Source organism: Sphaerisporangium flaviroseum (genome assembly GCF_039537005.1).
GTDB lineage: Bacteria > Actinomycetota > Actinomycetes > Streptosporangiales > Streptosporangiaceae > Sphaerisporangium > Sphaerisporangium flaviroseum.
Genome location: NZ_BAAAZR010000017.1, coordinates 30,983 through 49,455, shown reverse-complemented (window position 1 = coordinate 49,455; position 18,473 = coordinate 30,983). Strand labels below are relative to the sequence as shown.

Sequence of the window (18,473 nt, the reverse complement as noted above, 5' to 3'; positions counted from 1 at the left end):
CGGTTGGAGATCGTCACGATGTCGGTCGCTGCTCCCCGGCGGGCCAGAGCTGTTCCTCTCCACCGGTTGCTGCCCCAGGCCGTACGGGACCCGGTGAACATGCTCGCCGAACTCGGGAGGCAGGCCTCCGGTGAGATCGTGCGGCTGCCGGCAGGCCCGTCGCCCGTCTACCTGTTCAGCCATCCAGACGACGTCCAGCACGTGCTCCGCGGCAACTGGGAGAACTACCGGCGCCAGGGGATGTTCTGGCGCCCTCTGCAACGCCTGCTCGGCGAGAGCGTCCTGAACGACGGCGCCGTCTGGCAGTCCAGCCGCGACATCCTGCAACCGCTGTTCACGGCCAGGTACGTCACCACGCTGGCCGGCGAGATGGCCGCGACGGTCGACGAGCGGATCGGCGAGCTTGAGGGGTACGCCGAGTCGGGGCATTCGTTCGACGCGGGCGAGGAGATGGCCGACATCGTCAACGAGACCGTGATCAAGGTCCTGTTCGGCGGCCGGCTCTCCCGGGAGGCGGGGCGGCGGCTGTCCCCCGCCTACGACCGGGCCGCGAGGTCGATTGCCTTCCGGCTGTTCATGCCGTTCATGCCCTACTCCGTCAGGCTGCCCGGGGACCGGGCCTTCATGGACGCCGTCGAGGCGATCGACGACGTGGTCCTGCCGATGGTCCGCGGGGCCCTGGCCCATCCCCGCCCAGGGAGGGACGTCTTCTCGGTGCTGTGCCAGGCCCGCCAGGGGCAGGGGAACGAAGAGCGGCAGATCCGCGACGACGTCGTCAGCGTCTACGGAGCGGCGGCCGAGTCGACGGCAACGACCCTGACCTGGCTGTGGCCGCTCCTGGACGCCCATCCACAGGTCGCCGCCCGGCTGAGCGCCGAGGTGGAGCACGTCGTCGGCACCGGCCCGGTCCTGCCGTCGCACCTCCCGGAGCTGCGCTACACCAAGATGGTCCTCCAGGAGCTGATGCGCGTACGTCCGGCGGGCTGGCTCTTCCCCCGGGTGGCCGAGCGGGAGGACCTCGTCCGCGGGGTCCCCATCGAGGCCGGGGCGCAGGTGCTGATCACCCCGTACGCCACCCACCGGCTGGACGAGTTCTGGGACCGCCCGGAGGACTTCGACCCCGAGCGCTTCTCCCCCGGCGAGCAGGAGCGCCGGCACCGCTACGCGTACTTCCCCTTCGGCGGCGGGCCGCACCAGTGCCTCGGCCGGCACCTGTTCCACATGGCCGCGCCGCTCATCGTCGCCGCCATCCTGAGCCGGTTCCGTCCGGTGCTGCGCGGCGGGGGGCCGTTCACGCCCGCTCCGGCCGGGTCGCTGCGGCCCAGGGAAAAGGTGGAGCTGGGGCTCCTTCCCATCCGGCGCGGGGAGCGGTGATGGCGTCTCATCCGCACCTGCCGGCGGCCATGGAGAGCGGGAGGATCTGCGCGGTGGCCGGGCAGTCCCAGCGGCACATGGAGGAGTGGTCCGGCGCCTATCCCGGCCTGTTCTCCGCCAAGCCGTTCGACGCGGCGCTGCACAGCACCGTGTCCATGGCGATGGCGTTCAGCGGGCCGTGGCTCACTGCGGAGCAGCTGAAGATGGCCAACAAGGCCTGCCTGTGGGCGTTCGGCCTGGACTGGCTCGTCGACTACGTCCACACCTCATCGGCCGAGGTGCGCGACCTGGCCCGCCGGTGCCTGGCCGTGGCCGACGGGGCCGAGCCGGACGACGGGGACGACCTCGCCCGCATGCTCCGCGACATCCGCGAAGAGCTGACCCCGGCTCCGGCGTTTCGCCGGCTCGGCGCGGTCTGGCGGGACGAGCTCCAGCGCATGCTGGAGGCGATGATCCGGGAGTGGGACTGGAAGACCTCCCGCGTCACGCCCACGCTGGAGGAGTATCTCGCCAACGCCGACAACCACGGCTTCTCGTTCGTGTTCACCTGCCACTGGATCCACAGCGGGGGGCCGGGCGCGGCGGCCGGACTCGACCGGACACGCGAGGCGAGCGGGGCGGTGCAGCGGGTGATGCGCCTGCTCAACGACCTGAGCTCCTACGAAAGGGACGTGAGCTGGGGCGGTGTCAACGCCCTGCTGCTCGGGGCCACCCATCGGGAGCTCACCCAGCGCGTCGCCGTGCTCGCCGGCGAGGCCAGGGAGCTGATCGGCTCGGTACGCGACACCGATCGGGGACTGGCGGACTATCTCGAACGCCAGATGGACTTCTGCGCGGGCTTCTACCAGGTCGGCGAGTACTGGGGCCGGCTATGAGCGACCCCGCCACGGCCGGGCGGGGCGACGTGGTGGCGCAGGCGGGCGATCTGGTGGCCGGCCTCGCCGCCCAACCGTGGGGCCAGGTCTCGCCGTCGATCTACGAGACCGGGCGGCTGGTCACCCTTGCGCCCTGGCTGACCGGGCACACGGAGCGCCTGGAGTACCTGGTGGGCGCCCAGCGGGCGGACGGCGGCTGGGGATCCCACGACCACTACTCCCTGGTCCCCACTCTGAGCGCCACCGAGGCCCTGCTCGGGGAGCTCCGGCGCGGGGTCCCCCACGGCGGCCGCGAACGGATCGCGGCGGCCGCCGATCGAGGACTGGACGCGCTCTTCGGCTGGTCGCGACGGGGGTTCGACACCCCCCTGCCCGACATGCCGGCGATCGAGCTGATCGTTCCGTACCTGACCGGCGGCATCAACCGGCATCTCCACCACCTCACCCGATCGCCGCTGCGCCTCCTGAGTGCGTGGGAGGGCACCGCGCCGTTGCCCGTGCCCCGGCACATGGACGACCAGAAGCCGGCGGTCATCGCCGCCCGGCTGCGCTCCGGCGCCGCCCTGCCGGAGAAACTGCACCACGCGCTGGAGGTCGCAGGCGAGGCCGCGGCCGGCGCCCGCGGGGTCCCCCTCACGCCGGCCGGGACGATCGGGGCCTCGCCGGCGGCCACCGCGGCGTGGCTCGGCACCGCGGGGAAGACGCGACCCCATCACCCCGCCAGGCGGCATCTCGAGGCGGTCGCCGGACTGCACGGCGGCCCCGTGCCCTGCGGCGTCCCCATCACCGCGTTCGAGCGCGGATGGGTGCTGAGCTGGCTGGTGCGCGCCGGGGTCCCGCTGCGCGTACCGGACGCGCTCGTGGCCGGTCTGGGCGACGGGCTGGGCCCGGAGGGGACGCCGGCCGGTCCTGGGCTTCCCCCCGACGCCGACACCACCTCCGTCGCGCTGTACGCGCTGGCGCTGCTCGGGGCCCCGCGGGAACCCGGCAGCCTGTGGCGCTACCGGGCGGACCCGCACTTCCAGACCTGGCACGGCGAGCAGGGGTTCTCGACCACGGTCAACGCGCACGTGCTCGACTGCTTCGGGCAGTACGTCACCTGCCGTCCCGGCGTCCGGCCCCGGTACGCGACCGCCATGGGCGAGGTGGAGAGCTGGTTGCTCGCACAGCAGCGCGCCGACGGGAGCTGGTCGGACCGATGGCACGTCTCCCCGTACTACGCGACGATGTGCTGCGTGCTGGCGCTGGACGCCTGGGGCGGGCGGGAGTCGGAACACGCCGTGCGCAGAGCCGTGCGCTGGATCCTCGCCGGCCGGCGCGCCGGCGGCGGCTGGGGCCTGTGGCGCGCCACGGCGGAGGAGACCGCCTACGCGATGCAGACCCTGCTGCTGTCCAGGGCGGCGCGCGAGGAACCCGCGCGTGACGAGGCCGCCGCCGGCGGTCACGCCTTCCTCCTTCAGACGGCCGCAGCGGGGGACGATCCTCCCATGTGGGTGGACAAGGAGCTGTATATCCCTTTGGCAATTGTCCGTGCCGCCATTCTGGGCGCATTGAATCTCGCCCAGCGCGATCCCGGAGTCACCCTACGGATACGGCAGTCGGCCAAACGAACATGAGGCAGCATCATAACCGCCGTATCCGACATCTGTTATTTACAAAATTGACACCGAGGTCTGCTGGAGCCATTTCCTTCCATGCTAGGGTTTCCGGGTGCCGTGCGGTGAATTGGTGTCTGCCGCGTGGTACAACACCCTTGACATAGTTTAGCGGCGTTACCAGAGCATCATTCGCCGTGAACCGTACTGTGAGTTTCCTGACTTTGGCCGGGGATGGAGTTATGCGCTTCCACAACTCGCGGGTCCGGGCCAAGGTCACGGCTCTCCTATTGTCGCTTGTCGCGCTCTGGAGCTTCGCGGCGTGGGTGACCCTTCGCGAAGGCCTGAACCTGCTGTGGGTCTCGACGCTTGACTCGAGCGTCTCCCACCCCGCGGAGCGACTGATCACCGAACTGCAGCGCGAACGTCGGCTGACCTTGGTGTTGATGGGCGACCCCACCTCGGGTGAGCAGCACAGAGGCGCTCTCACGGCGCAGCGGCGAGAGACCCTGAAGGCCGGCGCGGCCTTCCACCGCGTGATCGACGACAGCGGTGTGCGCCGGGCCGCGAGCGACCTGGTCATGCGGCGCATCGCCGATGCCGACCGCTCACTCCAGCGTCTGGTGGCCCTGCGCAAGAAGATTGACGCCGGTCAGGGAGATCGCTACGCTACCGGGGATACTTTTACCCAGGTCGTCGAGTCCGTCTATCACATCTATGACGGGCTCGCCGGTTTGGACGACCAGGAATTCGCCCGCGACACCCGCACTCTGGTGGCAATGGCGCGGGCGAAAGAGCTCCTCGCGCAAGAGGACGCATTCGTGGCGGGCGCCCTGGCGACCGGTGGACTCAGCACAACTGACGGTGTCAAGTTCACCCAGATCGTCGGCGCACAGCGCCTCTCACTCGCCAGAGCCGCGGCCGAATTGCCGCCTTATGAGCTGACCGCATACGAGCAGCTGACACAGAGCGAATCCTTCAAACGCCTTCGCGGCCTGGAGGACCAGCTCATCCAGGGCACGTGGGCCAACGGGCGGTCGTTCGTCGATCCCAGCCGCTGGCAGACCTCGGCCGGCACCGTGATCAGCCAGCTCGACCGGCTCATCCAGACCAGCGGTGACGCGCTCGTCGATCGCGCGACACCGCTCGCCGCCGGCGTCATCATCCGGCTGATCCTCGCGGGTGGTCTCGGCCTGCTTGCGGTCATCGCCTCCATCGTGCTGTCCATCACCACGGCGCGAGCCCTGGTACGGCGACTGGAGGAACTGCGGGCCGCCGCGCTCGAGCTCGCCGGCCGGCGGCTGCCCGGCGTGGTGGAACGCCTCGGCCGCGGAGACGATGTGGACGTGGCGGCGGAGGCGCCGCCGCTCGCGGCGGGCGGCGACGCCATCGGCCAGGTCGGCCAGGCCTTCAACACCGTCCAGGAGACCGCCATCCGCGTCGCGGTCCAGCAGGCCGAGCTTCGCCGCAGCTACCGGGCCATTCTGCTCAGCCTCGCGCGGCGCACCCAGTCGCTGGTGCACAGGCAGCTGACCATCCTGGACGCCATGGAACGGCGCGAGACCGAGCCGGCCAAGCTGGCCGAGCTGTTCCGCGTCGACCACCTGGCCACCCGGATGCGGCGCAACGCCGAGAACCTCATCGTCCTGTCCGGCGCCTCCCCCGGCCGTGCCTGGCGGCGGTCGGTGCCCATGGTCGACGTCGTACGCGGCGCGCTGGCCGAGGTGGAGGACTACACCCAGGTGACCCTGATGCCCATGGGCGAGGCCGAGCTGGCCGGCCGGGCCATCGGCGACGTCATCCACCTGCTCGCCGAGCTGATCGAGAACGCCGTCTCCTTCTCCCCGCCGTACGCGTCGGTCCAGGTCAGCGGCCAGGAGGTCGCCAAGGGCTACGTCGTCGAGATCGAGGACCGCGGTCTCGGCATGAACCGGGAAGACCTGGCCGCGGCCAACGCCCGGATCGCGGACCCGCCCGAGTTCAAGCTGACCGGCACGCCTCGCCTGGGGTTGTACGTGGTCAGCCGTCTGGCCTCCCGCCACCAGATCCAGGTCACGCTGAAGGCCTCCCCGTACGGCGGCACGACCGTCATCGTCCTGATACCGCGTGAGTTGATCAATGGCGACCTCGACACGGAGACCGGACCCGTCAGCGGTCCCCAGGCGCTGCCCGGCGGGCCGCCTTCTCCCGATATGACGAAGAACGGACAGGGCGGGCATCACCCGGCCGCCGACGTCCCCGTCCAGGCGGGCAGGACCGAGGACGCCCACCCGTCGCTGCTGACCGCGCCGCCGCGGTGGGACGGCGACGAGGGCGATCCGGCGGGCACTCCCCTGCCGAGCCGGGCGGCGCCGGCCTCCGAGCCGCGCTTTTCCGACCCGCCGGCCTCCGGGCCGCGCTTTTCCGACCCGCCGGCCTCCGGGCCGCGCTTTTCCGACCCGCCGGCCTCCGGGCCGCGCTTTTCCGACCCGCCGGCCTCCGGGCCGCGCTTTCCCGGCCCGCCGGGCTCCGAGCCTCCCTCCCGGAACGAGACCGCCTTCGTCCCGCCGCCCTCGGAGCCCTCGCCCGCCGGACCGCCCGCGTACACGCCGTCGGGACTGCCGCGCCGGGTCGCCCAGGCGCATCTGGCCCCGGAACTGCGGGTGGACCCGCCGGCCGTGCTCGGCGCCACCCCGGCGGACGACGACGACCGCTCCCCCGAGGAGCTCCGGCGGCTGCTGGAGTCGTTCCAGAACGGCACGCGACGCGGCCGGTCGGAAGCGGCGAGGCTGCCGCACCGCCTGGACCCCGACTCCTTCCCGCACGACGACGAGCCGCCGATGCGCTAGCAGCGTGACGGCCCGGGTCACCGCTGGCAGGTGGCCGCCGCAGATGTTCCAGACGACGTAGTGAACCGTGAGAGCCGGTAAAAGAGGACAGCGAGTGATGCAGAGGACCACTTCCCCCGCCGACCTGACCTGGTTGCTGGACGACCTGGTCGAGCGGGTCAGGGAGGCCGAGCACGGGATCGTCCTGTCCACCGACGGACTGCTGCTCGCCGCGTCCCATGGTCTCGCCCGGTCCGACGCCGAGCACCTGTCCGCCGTGGCGGCCGGGATCCAGAGCCTCGCCCAAGGAGCCGGCGAGCGGTTCAACGGCGGAGCCGTACGCCAGACCATCATCGCGATGAAGTCGGCGTACCTGGTGGTGACCGTGGCGGGCGAGGGCGCCTGCCTGGCGGTCCTGTGCGCGCATGACGCCGACGTCGGCCTGGTCGCCTACGAGATGGCCATGCTCGTGACGCGCGTCGGGCAGTACCTCACCTCGCCTGCGCGATCGGAGAACCCTTCCCCAAGGAATGAGGGCGCCACATGACGAGCCTCTCCGACGACCCCGCAGAGGAGCAGTGGCTCGACGACGAGGCCGGGCGGATCGTCCGCCCGTACGTGATGACGCGTGGCCGGACGCAGCCGAGCCGAGGCCAGATCGACCTCATCACGCTGGTGGTGACCACCAATCCGGCCATCTCGGCGGAGCCCGGCCTCGGTCCCGAGCACCATGCCATGGTCAGGCTCTGTGAGCGGCCGCTGTCGGTCGCCGAGATCGCGGCCCACCTCGACCTGCCGGCCGGAACCGTCCGGGTGCTGCTCGGAGACCTGGTCGACAAGGGCTTCGTCGCCATCCAGGAGCCCGCGCGGGAGATGGACGTTCTGGATCTGGAAACCTACAAGGCGGTGCTCAATGGACTCCGGACGCTCTAACCGCGACGTCGGGCGTGTGAAGCTGCCGACCGCGATCAAGATCCTGATCGCCGGCGGGTTCGGAGCCGGGAAGACGACCATGGTGGGCTCGGTGTCGGAGACCCGGCCCCTGCGCACCGAGGAGGTCCTCACCGACCTCGGCGTCGGGATCGACGACCTGTCAGGGGTGGAGGCGAAGAAGACCACGACGGTCGCGATGGACTTCGGCCGCATCTCCATCGGCGAGGCCCACGTGCTCTACCTGTTCGGCACCCCGGGCCAGGAGCGATTCTGGTTCGTCTGGGACGAGCTGGCGCTGGGCGCGATGGGTGCGGTGGTCATCGCCGACACGCGGCGCCTGGCCGACTGCTTCCCCTCGGTCGACTACTTCGAGCGGCGGGGTACGCCGTTCATCGTCGCGGTGAACTGCTTCGAGGGAGCCAGACGCTACGACCTGGACGAGTTGCGCATGGCCCTTGATCTCGGCCCGGACATCCCGGTGGTGCTGTGCGACGCCCGGCAACGGGAATCCAGCAAGAACGTGCTGGTCACGCTCGTCGAACACGCTCTGCACACCCGTACCACGCGCGCGGTCGCCGCCCCTTAGGAGCCCGCCAGCCGGTGATCCTCCTCGGATGGCGGCCGAGGACGGACACAGGGCTGGGGGTGCTCTACGTTTCGTCCGACCTGGCGTCCGCGACGTCCGGAGCCGCCCTGCGTGTCGACGGCGGCGTGGTTCCGACGCTGATTCCCTGATCGGACGGTTTGCCTGGTAGCCCACCGGGGAGAGCCACCCAGGCGCCCGTTTCACCCGAAAAGTATGCAGAACACCGAAGTTAGGCGATAACCATGTCATCCGGACCCAACGTCACGCTGAACAACGACGTGCGGATCCCGCAGCTCGGTTTCGGAGTCTTCCAGATCCCCGAGCGGGAGACCGCCGCCGCCGTCACCACCGCCCTGGAGGCGGGCTACCGCAGCATCGACACCGCGGCCGTGTACGGCAACGAGAGGGGTGTCGGCGACGCGCTGGCCCAGGCCGGCCTGCCGCGCGACGAGGTCTTCGTCACGACCAAGCTGTGGAACAGCGCCCAGGGCTACGATTCCACGCTGGCCGCCTTCGACGCGAGCCTTGAGAAGCTGGGGCTCGACCACCTCGACCTGTACCTCATCCACTGGCCCACCCCGGCCAAGGACCGCTACCTCGACACCTGGCGCGCCTTCGAGAAGCTGTACGCCGACGGCCGCGTCCGGGCCATCGGCGTGTCCAACTTCCAGCCTGCCCACCTGCGGCGGCTCCTGGACAAGAGCGAGATCGTGCCCGTCCTCAACCAGATCGAGCTTCACCCGAACCTTCAGCAGACCGAGCTGCGCGCCTTCCACGCCGAGCACGGCATCGCCACCGAGGCCTGGAGCCCCCTGGCACAGGGCGCGCTACTCAAGGACCCGGTGATCACCTCCATCGCCGAGCGGCTCGGCACGACCCCCGCCCAGGTGATCCTGCGCTGGCACGTCCAGCTCGGGAACGTCGTCATCCCCAAGTCGGTCACCCCTGAGCGAATCCGCGAGAACATCGACGTCTTCGGCTTCACGCTCACCGACGACGACCTGGCGGCGATCGAGCCGCTCGACAACGGCACCCGCACCGGCCCGAACCCCGACACGTTCAACTGACGTACGGGCGAGTGGCTTCCGGCCCGGTGCCGCCCCGCCGGGCCGTACGCCGTGGTTAGGCTGCGGGGGGTGATCGAGGAGATTCGCGCGCTGCTGGCCCGTCACCTGCCCGGCCGCGAGGTCCGATCCATCACCAAGCTGGGTGAGGGGGTGGACAACGTCGCGTACGAGGTCGACCGTGAGCTGATCGTCCGCGGAAGCAAGGAGACCGACCCGGCCGCCCGGGCCGAGACGACCCGGCGCGAGGCCGATCTGCTCGCCGCGGTGGCCCGGTTGTCCCCTCTGCCGGTTCCGGAACCGCACCTTCTGGTGGACGTCCGGGCGAGCGCCATCACGGGCGTCATCGACTGGACCGACGCGGCCATCACCGATCCGGCCTGCGACCTCGCCCTGATCTACCGCGACCTCGGCCCGGAGGTCTTCGAACTGACGCTGGCCGGCTACGACGGCCGTTTCGACGACGCCGGCCGCGAGCGCGCCGCCTTCTACGCCCGCTGCTCCCTCCTGGAGGACCTCGCCTACGGCCTGGTCGGCGGGGCCTCCCGCTACAGGCACTCCGCCCTGGCCCACCTCACCCGAACCTTCCGCTAGACGCGCCCGCCGGCCTCTGTGGGTAGGATCCGCTCGCCTGGCGGACCGAGCGCTACTCAGCGCTTTGGAGGGGGTGGCGCAGTCGACTCATGTGATCACAGTTTTGATGACCCAATGCGATCGATCATGTTCGCATTGTAATATCTGTTTGTGCCCGATCACGCGTACGAGCTACCCCTCTCCGAGGTGCCAGCGCACTTGGACGACCTCGCAGCAGCAGCCGCGGGGGGCGAAGTCATCTATCTGACCCGAAATGGTCGTCGGCTGGCAGCCGTGGTCGCACCTGATTTCGGGGAAAGCCTGGAACATCGTGTCGACCCGGGAGACTGGTCAGCCCTGGACGATTTGATCGGCTCCGCTCCCGGCCTAGCGGAAGCGACCGCCCTGCACAATTTGCGTGACGAATGGGACAGGTAGTCATCGACAGCAGCATCCTGCTGGGATTGTTTGATCCGAAGGATGCTCTGCATGAGGTTGCGGCAGAGGCTGTACGTCAACGCCGCAGGCAGTGTGATCACATGCTCGTCCCGATCAGTGTCGTCTCAGAGGTGCTCGTCGGAGCCGCCCGACTTGGACGGGACACCATGTTCGAGCGGCTCGGCCAGATCCGAGCCGTCTTCGGCGCCCCTGTGCCGCTCGTCCAGTACATCGCGTTCGATGCGGCCCGACTCCGCGCCCAGCACCGCTTCCTGCGACTCCCAGACGCCTTGGTTCTCGCGACCGGCGCCTTCCTCGACGCCGAGATCCTTTCTGCGGACAAACAGTGGCTCAGGGTAGACCCGCGAGTCCGCCTCGTCTCGCCGCGGCACCCGTCTGACTGATGTCGCGCCTCACAGCCACACACCTAGGCCGTGTTTCATAAGGCGTTGAGCCACTGGTTGATCGCAGCGATGATGACGACGGCTTCGTAGCGTACGGCGAGCTTGTCGTAACGGGTGGCCAGGCTGCGATTGCCTTTGAGCAGGTTGATGCCACACTCCACAGCGTGGCGCAGTCGGTAGAGCGCGGGGTCGAAGGAGGGCGGGCGGCCTCCCTTCGTTCCCTTGGCCTTGCGGTGGGCGTTCTGGTCGGCCTTGCTCGGGATGCACGCCTTGATCCCACGCCGACGCAGATGAGTCCGGTTGGCCTTGCTGGTGTAGGCCTTGTCGGCCAGGACCCTGTCCGGGCGGATCCTGGGACGGCCGCCGCCGATGCAGGCCACCCGGATCTTGGCCAGCACCGGGATGAACTGCGGGCTATCGCCCCGCTGCCCGGCGGTCACCACCGCAGCCATCAGCTTGCGGCCCTGCTCACAGGCCAAATGGGTCTTGGTGGTCAGCCCGCCGCGGGAACGCCCCAGCGCGTGATCGGCCGGCTCACCGTGCACACCACCGGGCGGCTCCTTTGCAGGTGACCCTGTCGCCGTGCCCCGGCGGCGTGCTGGTGAGCCCGCACAATGGTGGAGTCCACACTCACCGTCCAGTCGATCTTCCCAGCAGCATCCGCACACGCCTGCAACGCCGCCAGGATCTGCGCCCGGTTCCCCGCACGCTGCCAGCGGCGGAACAGGCCGTACACGGTGAACCAGTGACCGTAGCAGCCCGGCACGTCCCGCCACGGCGCCCCGGTCCGGATCCGCCACCGGATCCCATCGATCAACTGCCGCCTGCTCCACTTCGGCGGACGCCCCCTGCCCGACGCAGCAGGCAGGTGCGGCTCCAGCGCCGCCCAGTGCGCGTCAGTGAGGTCGTGCCGCCTCGTCCCCACTACGCTGGCCACGAGGTCTCCGGTGTTTCGTTCTTCTTGGTCGTTGAACCAACTACCGGAGACCTCTTCGTTCAACGATCACCGACACGCCCAACCCTCGTGATCTTTCGAAACACGGCCTAGTGGTCAGATGCGCCGGCCACGACCTTCGCGAGGAAACGCGTCCACTCCTGCGGAGGAAAGATCAGAGCCGGCCCGTCGGGGTTCTTACTGTCACGAACGGCGACGACTCCGGGCAGATTCGTTGCCACTTCCAAGCACTCCCCTCCCGTACCGCCGCTGTGGGTGCTCTTCCTCCACACCGCCTGCGAAAGATCCTTGCCCAGGTCCGTGGAATCCATGGTGGCGGCCCGGCTAACCGATGATCCCACGGCCCCGTAGGCCACCGAGGAAGGTCTTCCACTCCCCTAGCGTGCAGACCAGGGTCGGCCCATGGGGGTTCTTGGAATCCCGGACCGCGACGAGTCCGGGCAGGTTGGCCGCCACCTCGACACATTGGCCTCCGCTGTCCCCCGAACGAGACGACTTCCGCCACTGCGCACCGCTCAGGTCAAAGCTCCTCATGTCTATTGCCCTACCCCATCCTTGATCATTTGATTCGAGAGGTGACCATAGCGAGCGGATGTCGTAGGTTCCGAGACGATCGATGATCACGAATCCGGCAAAACCGTGCCAGCAACGAAGTCCGACGTCAGCCATGCGCAAGGAATCGAACCTGGTCAGATCCTCGACACTCGAGTGGCCTGGACCGAAATTTGTACGGTGCAGCAAGGACTCAGGCGACGTTTGTGGGGTTCTACGGTCATCGTGTCGGTCACCTCCTCCCGCCAGTCAGAGGATTCGCCCGACACTCCACGGACGTCTCAGCAGATCTGAACGGCCGGGTTAGATGCCGAAGCGACCCTGCGTGATCCCTCCAAGGAAGCGCGTCCACTCGTGCGGAGGAAAGATCAGGGACGGGCCGTCGGGGTCCTTGCTGTCACGAACCGCGACGACTCCAGGCAGGTTCGTCGCCACCTCCACGCAGCCGCCTCCCGTACCGCCACTGTAGGTACTCTTCCTCCATCCAGCCTGCGACAGATCTACACGGCTCAAGTCACTGCGTTCCATTGTTGAATCCCATCGTGGATCATCTTTAGTGACACATGTCGGGGATGAGCGTCTGCTCGTATCGTGTCATATCGCCCCCAGATCGAGGCAACGAAGTCGTGGTCCGTCGTAACCTCTCCGGTCACGGCTGACTCCACGTACACGGCATCGGGTTCACCCCCCGGAAGTTCCGCGAGAATAAATGCGCCCGTCAGACCAACGGTGCTTTCGGCACTATAGGGAACGATCTGTATGGCTACGTTGGGTCGTCGGGCTACCTCAAGAAGGTATTGCATCTGCGCGCGGATAACGTCCGGCCCACCGATTGAACGGCGAAGAACGCCTTCGTCGAGAAGAACCCACACAGCCGGCGGGTCTCCCCGATCAAGGACAGCCTTGCGGAGCATACGAGCCTGGACTCGCTCTTCGACCTCCTCTGAGCTGATGTTGGGTTCCCTGCTGAAGAGGTAGCGCGCGTACGCCTCGGTCTGGAGCAGGCCTGGGACGAGGAGCGGATCCCACGTGCGGAGGACCGTGGAGCGGGGCTCGATCTCCTCTAGCCAGCGGGTGAACCAGGCCGGTCCCGGTGTTTGGAGCATGAACTGGTAGAGGCGGTCGAAGTGGCCGTCTATGCCGAAAATCTGATCGCACTGCTGCACGAACTCCGGCGATGGGGGGCGTTCGCCGCGTTCGATTTTTCCGATCATGTCCGGACTGTATGTGGTTCGTTCGCTGAGTTGCGGCTGCGAAAGTCCGATCTTCTTACGACAGCGGCGCAACTCGCTGCCGAAAAAAGCACGTGGGCTCATATCGAATCGAGATTGCGCTCACGCCCCACGAGACCCTCCCGAATCAGCGAAACCAGGTTATTGCGAAGTCTGGCACGCCTACGCGGACAACGGTGACGGGAATTCGGACCTCATCCGGACAGCGATCTGTCGTCACACCGTCACTACTTTCCGCTATTGACGATAGCTCTGGGTAGGCATGCTGAGAGTGCGCGGCCGACCGGTCAGCCGGAGGCGTTCCCCGTCATCCCGGCCGCGGTCAGATCGGACACGACCGGAGCTCCGGAGGAGCCCTGGCGACCAAGGAGGCGATCGTGCCGACAGGACGGCATGCCGGGGGACGTACCGGCGAACAGATAGTGCGGAGGCAGGACTGGGATCCGGAAGCGTGGGCCGCCTCGAGGCTGCTCGACACTTGCGAGCCGGCCTGGACGGTCTTCTATGGGTGTGGAGCCGCCGGTACTACGCCATCGCGCACTGGCAGACCCGCGTACCGCTGATCGTGGACGCTCCCCTGCTGGCCGAGCTGCGGGAGTTGATGCGCGAGGCCGAGCTACCGGATCTCGTCGGCGAAGCGCACTTCGTTGCTGTTTGACGACAAATCAGACCCGCACCCCACCTCTACGAACAGGCCAAACCCGGACAGAGTAGGGTCTTCCGGGTCATATATGGCGCAGGCAAGGAAGCGAATGATCGGCACCCCGGACGGTTATCGCGCCGTACGCTGGGACATCCCCAGGGACCCCATGATCCTCCGAGACATCCGGAGCATGGTCCGGCAGACCCTCATCAAGTGGCAGCTCGCCGGATCGAGTGATCTCGCCGACGACATCGTGCTGGCCACGACCGAGGTGCTGAGCAATGCCGTCCTGTACGGGCTGCCGCCGATCCAGCTGACGCTCCGGGTGACGGGGGAAACCGTATCCGCCGAGGTGACCGACCGTGGGGCGGGACGGCCGGAGCGAAGCCCCGAGGACGACGACGCCGAACACGGCCGCGGGCTGACCATCGTCGAGGCCCTCTGCGACGAGTGGGGCATCCTTCCCGACCGGGACGGCACCGGCAAGACGGTCTGGTTCCGCAAGAAGTGCCCACATCCGGTCGACGAACCACACCCAGGCACCCAGCTCACAGAGACCACCGGGTCACCCGCGCCCACAGCGCCGACCCCCACCGCTGAACACCCCACCGACCCGGCGCCGGAAAGAACCGAAGCAGTAGCGAGGAAGTAATCCCAACCGGTCGGCTCCCGGGAGACCCGGGGGCTATTCGGGACCGAGGGTTAATCGGGACCGAGGGTTAATCGGGCCAGGGGGAGGTTTGGATTACGTCTACGAAGTCGATGTGTTTGTAGCCGGGGACGAAGTGTTCGAGGACGTCGGCGTTGACCGTGCCGAAGGTGGTGTCGGGACGATCCTTGAAGCCGCCGGTGAAGGCGGCGAGGATCTGGCGCTTGAAGTCGGGGCGCGGGTGGGCGGCCGTGACCGCCGCGATGTCCTCCGGGTCGAGCTCGTCGTAGCCGATGCCGAGGACGTCGGTCTCGACTCCGGCCGTCACCAGCGCGATCTCCGGGTCGAGCCGGTACGGCACCTCCGGGGTGGTGTGCAGCGCGATGGCCTCCCACACCTTGCGTATGTCCTCCTCCGGGAAACCGTGCGAGGCAAGGAAGCGGCGTGCCTCGTCGGCGCCGTCAATCTCGAAGCGCTGGTCGGTGCGGCGGTAGGCCTCGGTCAGCCCGAGGTCGTGGAACATGGCGCCGATGTAGAGCAGTTCCGGGTCCGCTTCGAGTCCGAGCCGGCGTCCTTGCAGCGTTCCGAAGAGGTAGACACGCCGCGAGTGGTCGTACAGCAGTGGGGGTGCCGCGTCCCGGACGAGCTGGGTGGCCTCGTCGGCGAACGCCGAGTCCGGAATGGTGACGCCCGCGATCGTCTCGCTCATGTCAGTGGTCTCCTCGCAGGTCAGGCATGGGCGGCGTAGCCTTGGCGAGTCCACTTCCCGCAACCGCCCATGAAGGAGTGAGTGCCCTGTTCCGGGGACATGCTGTCTCCAGAAACGGACAAGATCCGCTGAGGTGAGGCCGGCGGTGACATGCTCCGCTGGAGGTGAACCAGGTCAGGTGGAGGTGATCTCAGGGCCGGCGTGAGAGGTACGAGAGATGCGACGGGACCTGAGGGGGTCAGGTGCGGTAGGTGGTGGCGAGAGCGTGGAAGACCTGTTTGGGCTCCCAGTTCATGTCGGGGTACGCCGTCCCCTTGCGGTCTTCGAGGACCTTGACCACTCCGTACGAGGCCATGTCCAGGTCATAGAGGGGTTCGGGCCGGTGCGGATGCCCGTAGCCAGCGAAAGTGAACCAGAAGGCCCCGTCCAGCCCCTCCTTCTCGAAGCTCGACAGCAGTTCGCGCAGGTAGGTCACCTGCTCGGACTCGTCGCGCTGGTAGTCGCCGGTCAGGCGGTGCGGTTCCACGCTCCTGTCGCTGATCGCCCAGGCCATGCCACCCCGGTCACCGGCGCCCTTGTAGGCACAGGTGCCGAACTCGGTCGCCACGACGGGCTTGCCGTGGCGGAGGTGCGAGCGCAACCCCTTACCGTACCGCGAGGCGTTGCGCCTGTCGCGGTAGGTGTCGATCGAGACGATGTCGAAGAGCTTCCAGTCGACCCTCTCCCAGGGCGCCGAGGCGTACGTGACGCGGCCGCCGAAGCGCTCGCGGACCACGGCCGCCGTCTCGGCGAGGAAGCCGTTCAACTGGCCGGACATCCTGGCGATCTTCAACCACAGCCAGGGCCTCGTCATGGACGACCTCAGGAGCTCCATCCGCTGCCTGTACGTCTCCCCCGGCAGGAATCCCGAGGCGAACATGGTCATCTCGCATCCGGTCACGAGCACCACCTCAGCGCCGCCCGACCTCAGCTCCTCGGCACGCTCGGCGCAGTCGGCGAACAGCGGCAGCAGCTCCTCCCTGCCCAGCTCGCATGGGAAGGGCGAGAACCACACCGCAAGGCCGGCCTCGGCCGCGTACCGCCCGGCGACGCTGAGGCGCTCGGGGAGGCCGCCGGAGATGCGGACGGCGTTGCAGTGCAGGTCCTGAGCGATGATCTGCATCTCCCTGCGGACCGTCTCGGGGTCGAAGTCCTCCCGTGAGCTCGTGCCCCCGGGCAGGAACCCGGTGTCGTAGTTGATGCCCTTGGCAAGCATGATGATCCCTTTCTTGTCACGTGTGGAGACCGCTGGGCGCGTCCTCGCGTGTGGAGACCGCCGGGCGTCAGCGCGTGTAGAGGTGGCCGGGCGTCAGCGGGTGTAGAGGTCGCCGGGCGTCAGCGGGTGTAGAGGTCGCCGATGCCGTGTTCGAGCAGGTCGAAGGCGTGCTCGACGTTGCGTGCCAGGTAGGCCCCGGCCTCGGCGAGCGAGCCGCCGGCCACCAGCGCCTGGTAGAACCCCGCCTTGAGCATGAGGATGACGCCGGTGACCTGAGCGGCCACGAGCTGGGGCGTGAGGTCGCCGGGCTCGACGCCAGGCTCGGCGGCGAGGACGCACGCCAGCTCGTCGCGCTGCTGGTCGAGCAGGCGGTGCATGCCCGCCAGGAGGGCCGGGCTCTCCATGATCACCCGCATCCACTTGATCACCCTCTCTTCGGTGCCGAGGGCGGGCCCGCCGCCGGGGTCGGCCGCCAGTGCCCGGTAGTGCGCCCGCAGCACCCCGAGCGGCGACGTGCCGGGAGGCCGAGCGGCCACGATGGGGGCGGGGTTGTCGCCCGCCGCCGGGTCGAGGACGAGGGACTCCTTGGTCGGGAAGTACTTGAAGAGCGTCACCTTGGCTACCTGGGCGGCCTCGGCGATCTCGACCACGGTGACGTTGTCGAAGCCCCGCTCCACGAACAGCCGCATCGCCGCCTCCTCGATCGTCAGCTTCGTCTGCCGCTTCTTGCGCTCGCGCAGGCCCTCGTGTTCCGCCATGACCATGACGGTAGCTCAAAAGCGTACCGAGTTCAAAAATGAACCCGGTACGCGAATATTATGCGGGCTTTCCCAGCGTGAGCGCGCCGCCTACGCTGTAGCAAGCGCTTGGTCATATGAGCCGGGCCGCCGTCCGCCGCAGAGGAGACCGCCGTGAAGAGGCCGTTCCGGTTCGCCGCCGTCATCCGCGAGGCCGACACCGCCAAGTCCTGGGCGGACAAGGCCCGCCGCCTCCAGGACTCCGGTTTCGACGTGCTGCTCGTCCCCGACCACCTGGTGGGCCCGCGCTTCGCCCCCCTCGCCGCGATGACGGCCGCGGCCTGCGCCACCACACGTCTCAAGGTCGGCACGCTGGTGTTCGCCAACGACTTCCGGCATCCCGCCCTGCTCGCCAAGGAGGCCGCCACCATCGACGTGCTCTCCGAGGGCCGCCTGGAGGTCGGGCTCGGCACCGGCTGGATGGCCGCCGACTACACCTCGGCCGGGCTCACGCTCGACCCGCCCGGGGTGCGGATAGACCGGCTGGCCGAGGCCATGACGGTGCTCAAGGGGCTCTGGTCGGACGGGCCGTTCAGATTCGAGGGCGAGCACTACCGGATCACCGGCCTGGACCAGCGGCCGAAACCGGTGCAGCGGCCCCATCCGAAGCTGCTGCTCGGCGGCGGCGGGCCACGCGTGCTCAGGCTCGCGGCGCGGGAGGCCGATGTGATCAACCTGACCATGCGGGTCCGCGCCGACGGCTCCGGGCCGGACCGCGCCGACGCCGGCCTCGACGCGTTCCTGAAGAAGATCGACATCGTCCGTACGGCCGCCGCCGAGCGGTACGACGCGATCGAACTCGGCACCAGCGTGCTGCAGATCGGCGTCCGCAAGACGGAGGCCGCGTGGAGCGCGGCCGACTCCAGCCGTCAGGACGAGACGCCGCAGGTGCTGCTGGGTTCGCAGGACGAGATCGCGGACAAGCTCCGCCGCTGGCGCGACGAGCACGACCTGTCGTACTTCGTGCTGCACAACGAGTCTGACCTCGACGCCTTCACCCCGATCGTGGAAAATCTCGCCGGACAGTAGATG

At 68.6% G+C, this 18,473-nt stretch carries 22 protein-coding genes and 1 pseudogene; 15 read left to right on the top strand and 8 right to left on the bottom strand.

Translation table 11 applies throughout. The annotated features are described in order from the left end of the window. The first annotated feature begins 18 nt into the window (after positions 1 to 18). From ABD810_RS23470 to ABD810_RS23415, 12 genes are all read left to right on the top strand, one after another. Complete coding sequence (locus ABD810_RS23470) at positions 19 to 1,374, top strand: cytochrome P450 (RefSeq protein ID WP_344944232.1); 1,356 nt, start codon at positions 19 to 21, stop codon at positions 1,372 to 1,374. Further along, a complete protein-coding gene (locus ABD810_RS23465) occupies positions 1,374 to 2,249 on the top strand; it encodes a terpene synthase family protein (protein ID WP_344944229.1) in 876 nt (291 codons plus the stop codon). The genes ABD810_RS23470 and ABD810_RS23465 overlap by 1 nt, the downstream gene beginning before the upstream one ends. Further along, a complete protein-coding gene (locus tag ABD810_RS23460; RefSeq protein ID WP_344944226.1) occupies positions 2,246 to 3,865 on the top strand; it encodes a prenyltransferase/squalene oxidase repeat-containing protein in 1,620 nt (539 codons plus the stop codon). Before ABD810_RS23465 ends, ABD810_RS23460 begins: the two co-directional genes overlap by 4 nt. 221 nt (positions 3,866 to 4,086) lie before the next feature. Then, positions 4,087 to 6,672 carry a sensor histidine kinase gene (locus tag ABD810_RS23455; RefSeq protein WP_344944223.1) on the top strand — a complete coding sequence of 862 codons (2,586 nt, stop codon included), beginning with the start codon at positions 4,087 to 4,089 and terminating at the stop codon, positions 6,670 to 6,672. Between the two features lie 97 nt (positions 6,673 to 6,769). Further along, on the top strand, positions 6,770 to 7,198 hold the full coding sequence (locus ABD810_RS23450; RefSeq protein ID WP_344944220.1) for a roadblock/LC7 domain-containing protein: 429 nt from the start codon (positions 6,770 to 6,772) through the stop codon (positions 7,196 to 7,198). Continuing rightward, positions 7,195 to 7,584, top strand: coding sequence for a DUF742 domain-containing protein (locus tag ABD810_RS23445; RefSeq protein WP_344944217.1), 390 nt, complete (start codon positions 7,195 to 7,197; stop codon positions 7,582 to 7,584). Before ABD810_RS23450 ends, ABD810_RS23445 begins: the two co-directional genes overlap by 4 nt. After that, positions 7,565 to 8,170 (top strand): GTP-binding protein, encoded by a 606-nt coding sequence (locus tag ABD810_RS23440; RefSeq protein WP_344944216.1) that lies wholly within the window; start codon positions 7,565 to 7,567, stop codon positions 8,168 to 8,170. Before ABD810_RS23445 ends, ABD810_RS23440 begins: the two co-directional genes overlap by 20 nt. A gap of 14 nt (positions 8,171 to 8,184) precedes the next feature. Then, positions 8,185 to 8,319, top strand: coding sequence for a hypothetical protein (locus ABD810_RS23435; protein WP_344944213.1), 135 nt, complete (start codon positions 8,185 to 8,187; stop codon positions 8,317 to 8,319). A 93-nt stretch (positions 8,320 to 8,412) separates the two neighbouring features. After that, on the top strand, positions 8,413 to 9,237 hold the full coding sequence (locus ABD810_RS23430) for an aldo/keto reductase (protein WP_344944210.1): 825 nt from the start codon (positions 8,413 to 8,415) through the stop codon (positions 9,235 to 9,237). 69 nt (positions 9,238 to 9,306) lie between these two features. Continuing rightward, on the top strand, positions 9,307 to 9,828 hold the full coding sequence (locus ABD810_RS23425) for a phosphotransferase (protein WP_344944207.1): 522 nt from the start codon (positions 9,307 to 9,309) through the stop codon (positions 9,826 to 9,828). Positions 9,829 to 10,026: 198 nt separating this feature from the next. Next, the gene (locus tag ABD810_RS23420) at positions 10,027 to 10,245 is read left to right on the top strand and encodes a hypothetical protein (RefSeq protein ID WP_344944204.1); all 219 of its coding nucleotides are present in this window, start codon (positions 10,027 to 10,029) and stop codon (positions 10,243 to 10,245) included. Beyond that, the gene (locus ABD810_RS23415) at positions 10,233 to 10,649 is read left to right on the top strand and encodes a type II toxin-antitoxin system VapC family toxin (protein WP_344944201.1); all 417 of its coding nucleotides are present in this window, start codon (positions 10,233 to 10,235) and stop codon (positions 10,647 to 10,649) included. The genes ABD810_RS23420 and ABD810_RS23415 overlap by 13 nt, the downstream gene beginning before the upstream one ends. A gap of 35 nt (positions 10,650 to 10,684) precedes the next feature. Here the strand turns inward: ABD810_RS23415 and ABD810_RS23410 are convergent. The 5 genes and pseudogenes from ABD810_RS23410 to ABD810_RS23390 all read right to left on the bottom strand — a co-directional run bounded on the left by ABD810_RS23410 (position 10,685) and on the right by ABD810_RS23390 (position 13,472). Then, a pseudogene (locus tag ABD810_RS23410) lies at positions 10,685 to 11,649 on the bottom strand (IS5 family transposase). A gap of 44 nt (positions 11,650 to 11,693) precedes the next feature. After that, entirely contained in the window at positions 11,694 to 11,915 is a 222-nt protein-coding gene (locus ABD810_RS23405; RefSeq protein ID WP_344944198.1) for a DUF397 domain-containing protein, read from the bottom strand. A 13-nt stretch (positions 11,916 to 11,928) separates the two neighbouring features. After that, entirely contained in the window at positions 11,929 to 12,138 is a 210-nt protein-coding gene (locus tag ABD810_RS23400; protein ID WP_344944195.1) for a DUF397 domain-containing protein, read from the bottom strand. A gap of 321 nt (positions 12,139 to 12,459) precedes the next feature. Beyond that, complete coding sequence (locus ABD810_RS23395) at positions 12,460 to 12,684, bottom strand: DUF397 domain-containing protein (protein ID WP_344944192.1); 225 nt, start codon at positions 12,682 to 12,684, stop codon at positions 12,460 to 12,462. Beyond that, positions 12,666 to 13,472, bottom strand: coding sequence for a helix-turn-helix domain-containing protein (locus ABD810_RS23390; RefSeq protein WP_344944190.1), 807 nt, complete (start codon positions 13,470 to 13,472; stop codon positions 12,666 to 12,668). The genes ABD810_RS23395 and ABD810_RS23390 overlap by 19 nt, the downstream gene beginning before the upstream one ends. Before the next feature lie 394 nt (positions 13,473 to 13,866). Between ABD810_RS23390 and ABD810_RS23385 the strand changes: the two genes are divergently transcribed. Both ABD810_RS23385 and ABD810_RS23380 read left to right on the top strand, forming a co-directional pair. After that, positions 13,867 to 14,046, top strand: a complete 180-nt coding sequence (locus ABD810_RS23385) for a hypothetical protein (protein ID WP_344944187.1) — start codon at positions 13,867 to 13,869, stop codon at positions 14,044 to 14,046. A gap of 94 nt (positions 14,047 to 14,140) precedes the next feature. Next, on the top strand, positions 14,141 to 14,683 hold the full coding sequence (locus ABD810_RS23380) for an ATP-binding protein (RefSeq protein ID WP_344944184.1): 543 nt from the start codon (positions 14,141 to 14,143) through the stop codon (positions 14,681 to 14,683). Between the two features lie 67 nt (positions 14,684 to 14,750). Here the strand turns inward: ABD810_RS23380 and ABD810_RS23375 are convergent, their stop codons facing one another. From ABD810_RS23375 to ABD810_RS23365, 3 genes are all read right to left on the bottom strand, one after another. Continuing rightward, a complete protein-coding gene (locus tag ABD810_RS23375; protein ID WP_344944182.1) occupies positions 14,751 to 15,389 on the bottom strand; it encodes an HD domain-containing protein in 639 nt (212 codons plus the stop codon). Between the two features lie 238 nt (positions 15,390 to 15,627). Next, a complete protein-coding gene (locus ABD810_RS23370; protein WP_344944180.1) occupies positions 15,628 to 16,644 on the bottom strand; it encodes a glycoside hydrolase family 113 protein in 1,017 nt (338 codons plus the stop codon). Between the two features lie 119 nt (positions 16,645 to 16,763). After that, positions 16,764 to 17,402: a TetR family transcriptional regulator gene (locus tag ABD810_RS23365; protein ID WP_344944177.1), complete on the bottom strand. Its 639-nt coding sequence runs from the start codon at positions 17,400 to 17,402 to the stop codon at positions 16,764 to 16,766. A gap of 153 nt (positions 17,403 to 17,555) precedes the next feature. Here ABD810_RS23365 and ABD810_RS23360 point away from each other — a divergent pair, with 153 nt between their 5' ends. Then, entirely contained in the window at positions 17,556 to 18,470 is a 915-nt protein-coding gene (locus ABD810_RS23360) for a TIGR03621 family F420-dependent LLM class oxidoreductase (RefSeq protein ID WP_344944174.1), read from the top strand. Positions 18,471 to 18,473 lie beyond the last annotated feature (3 nt).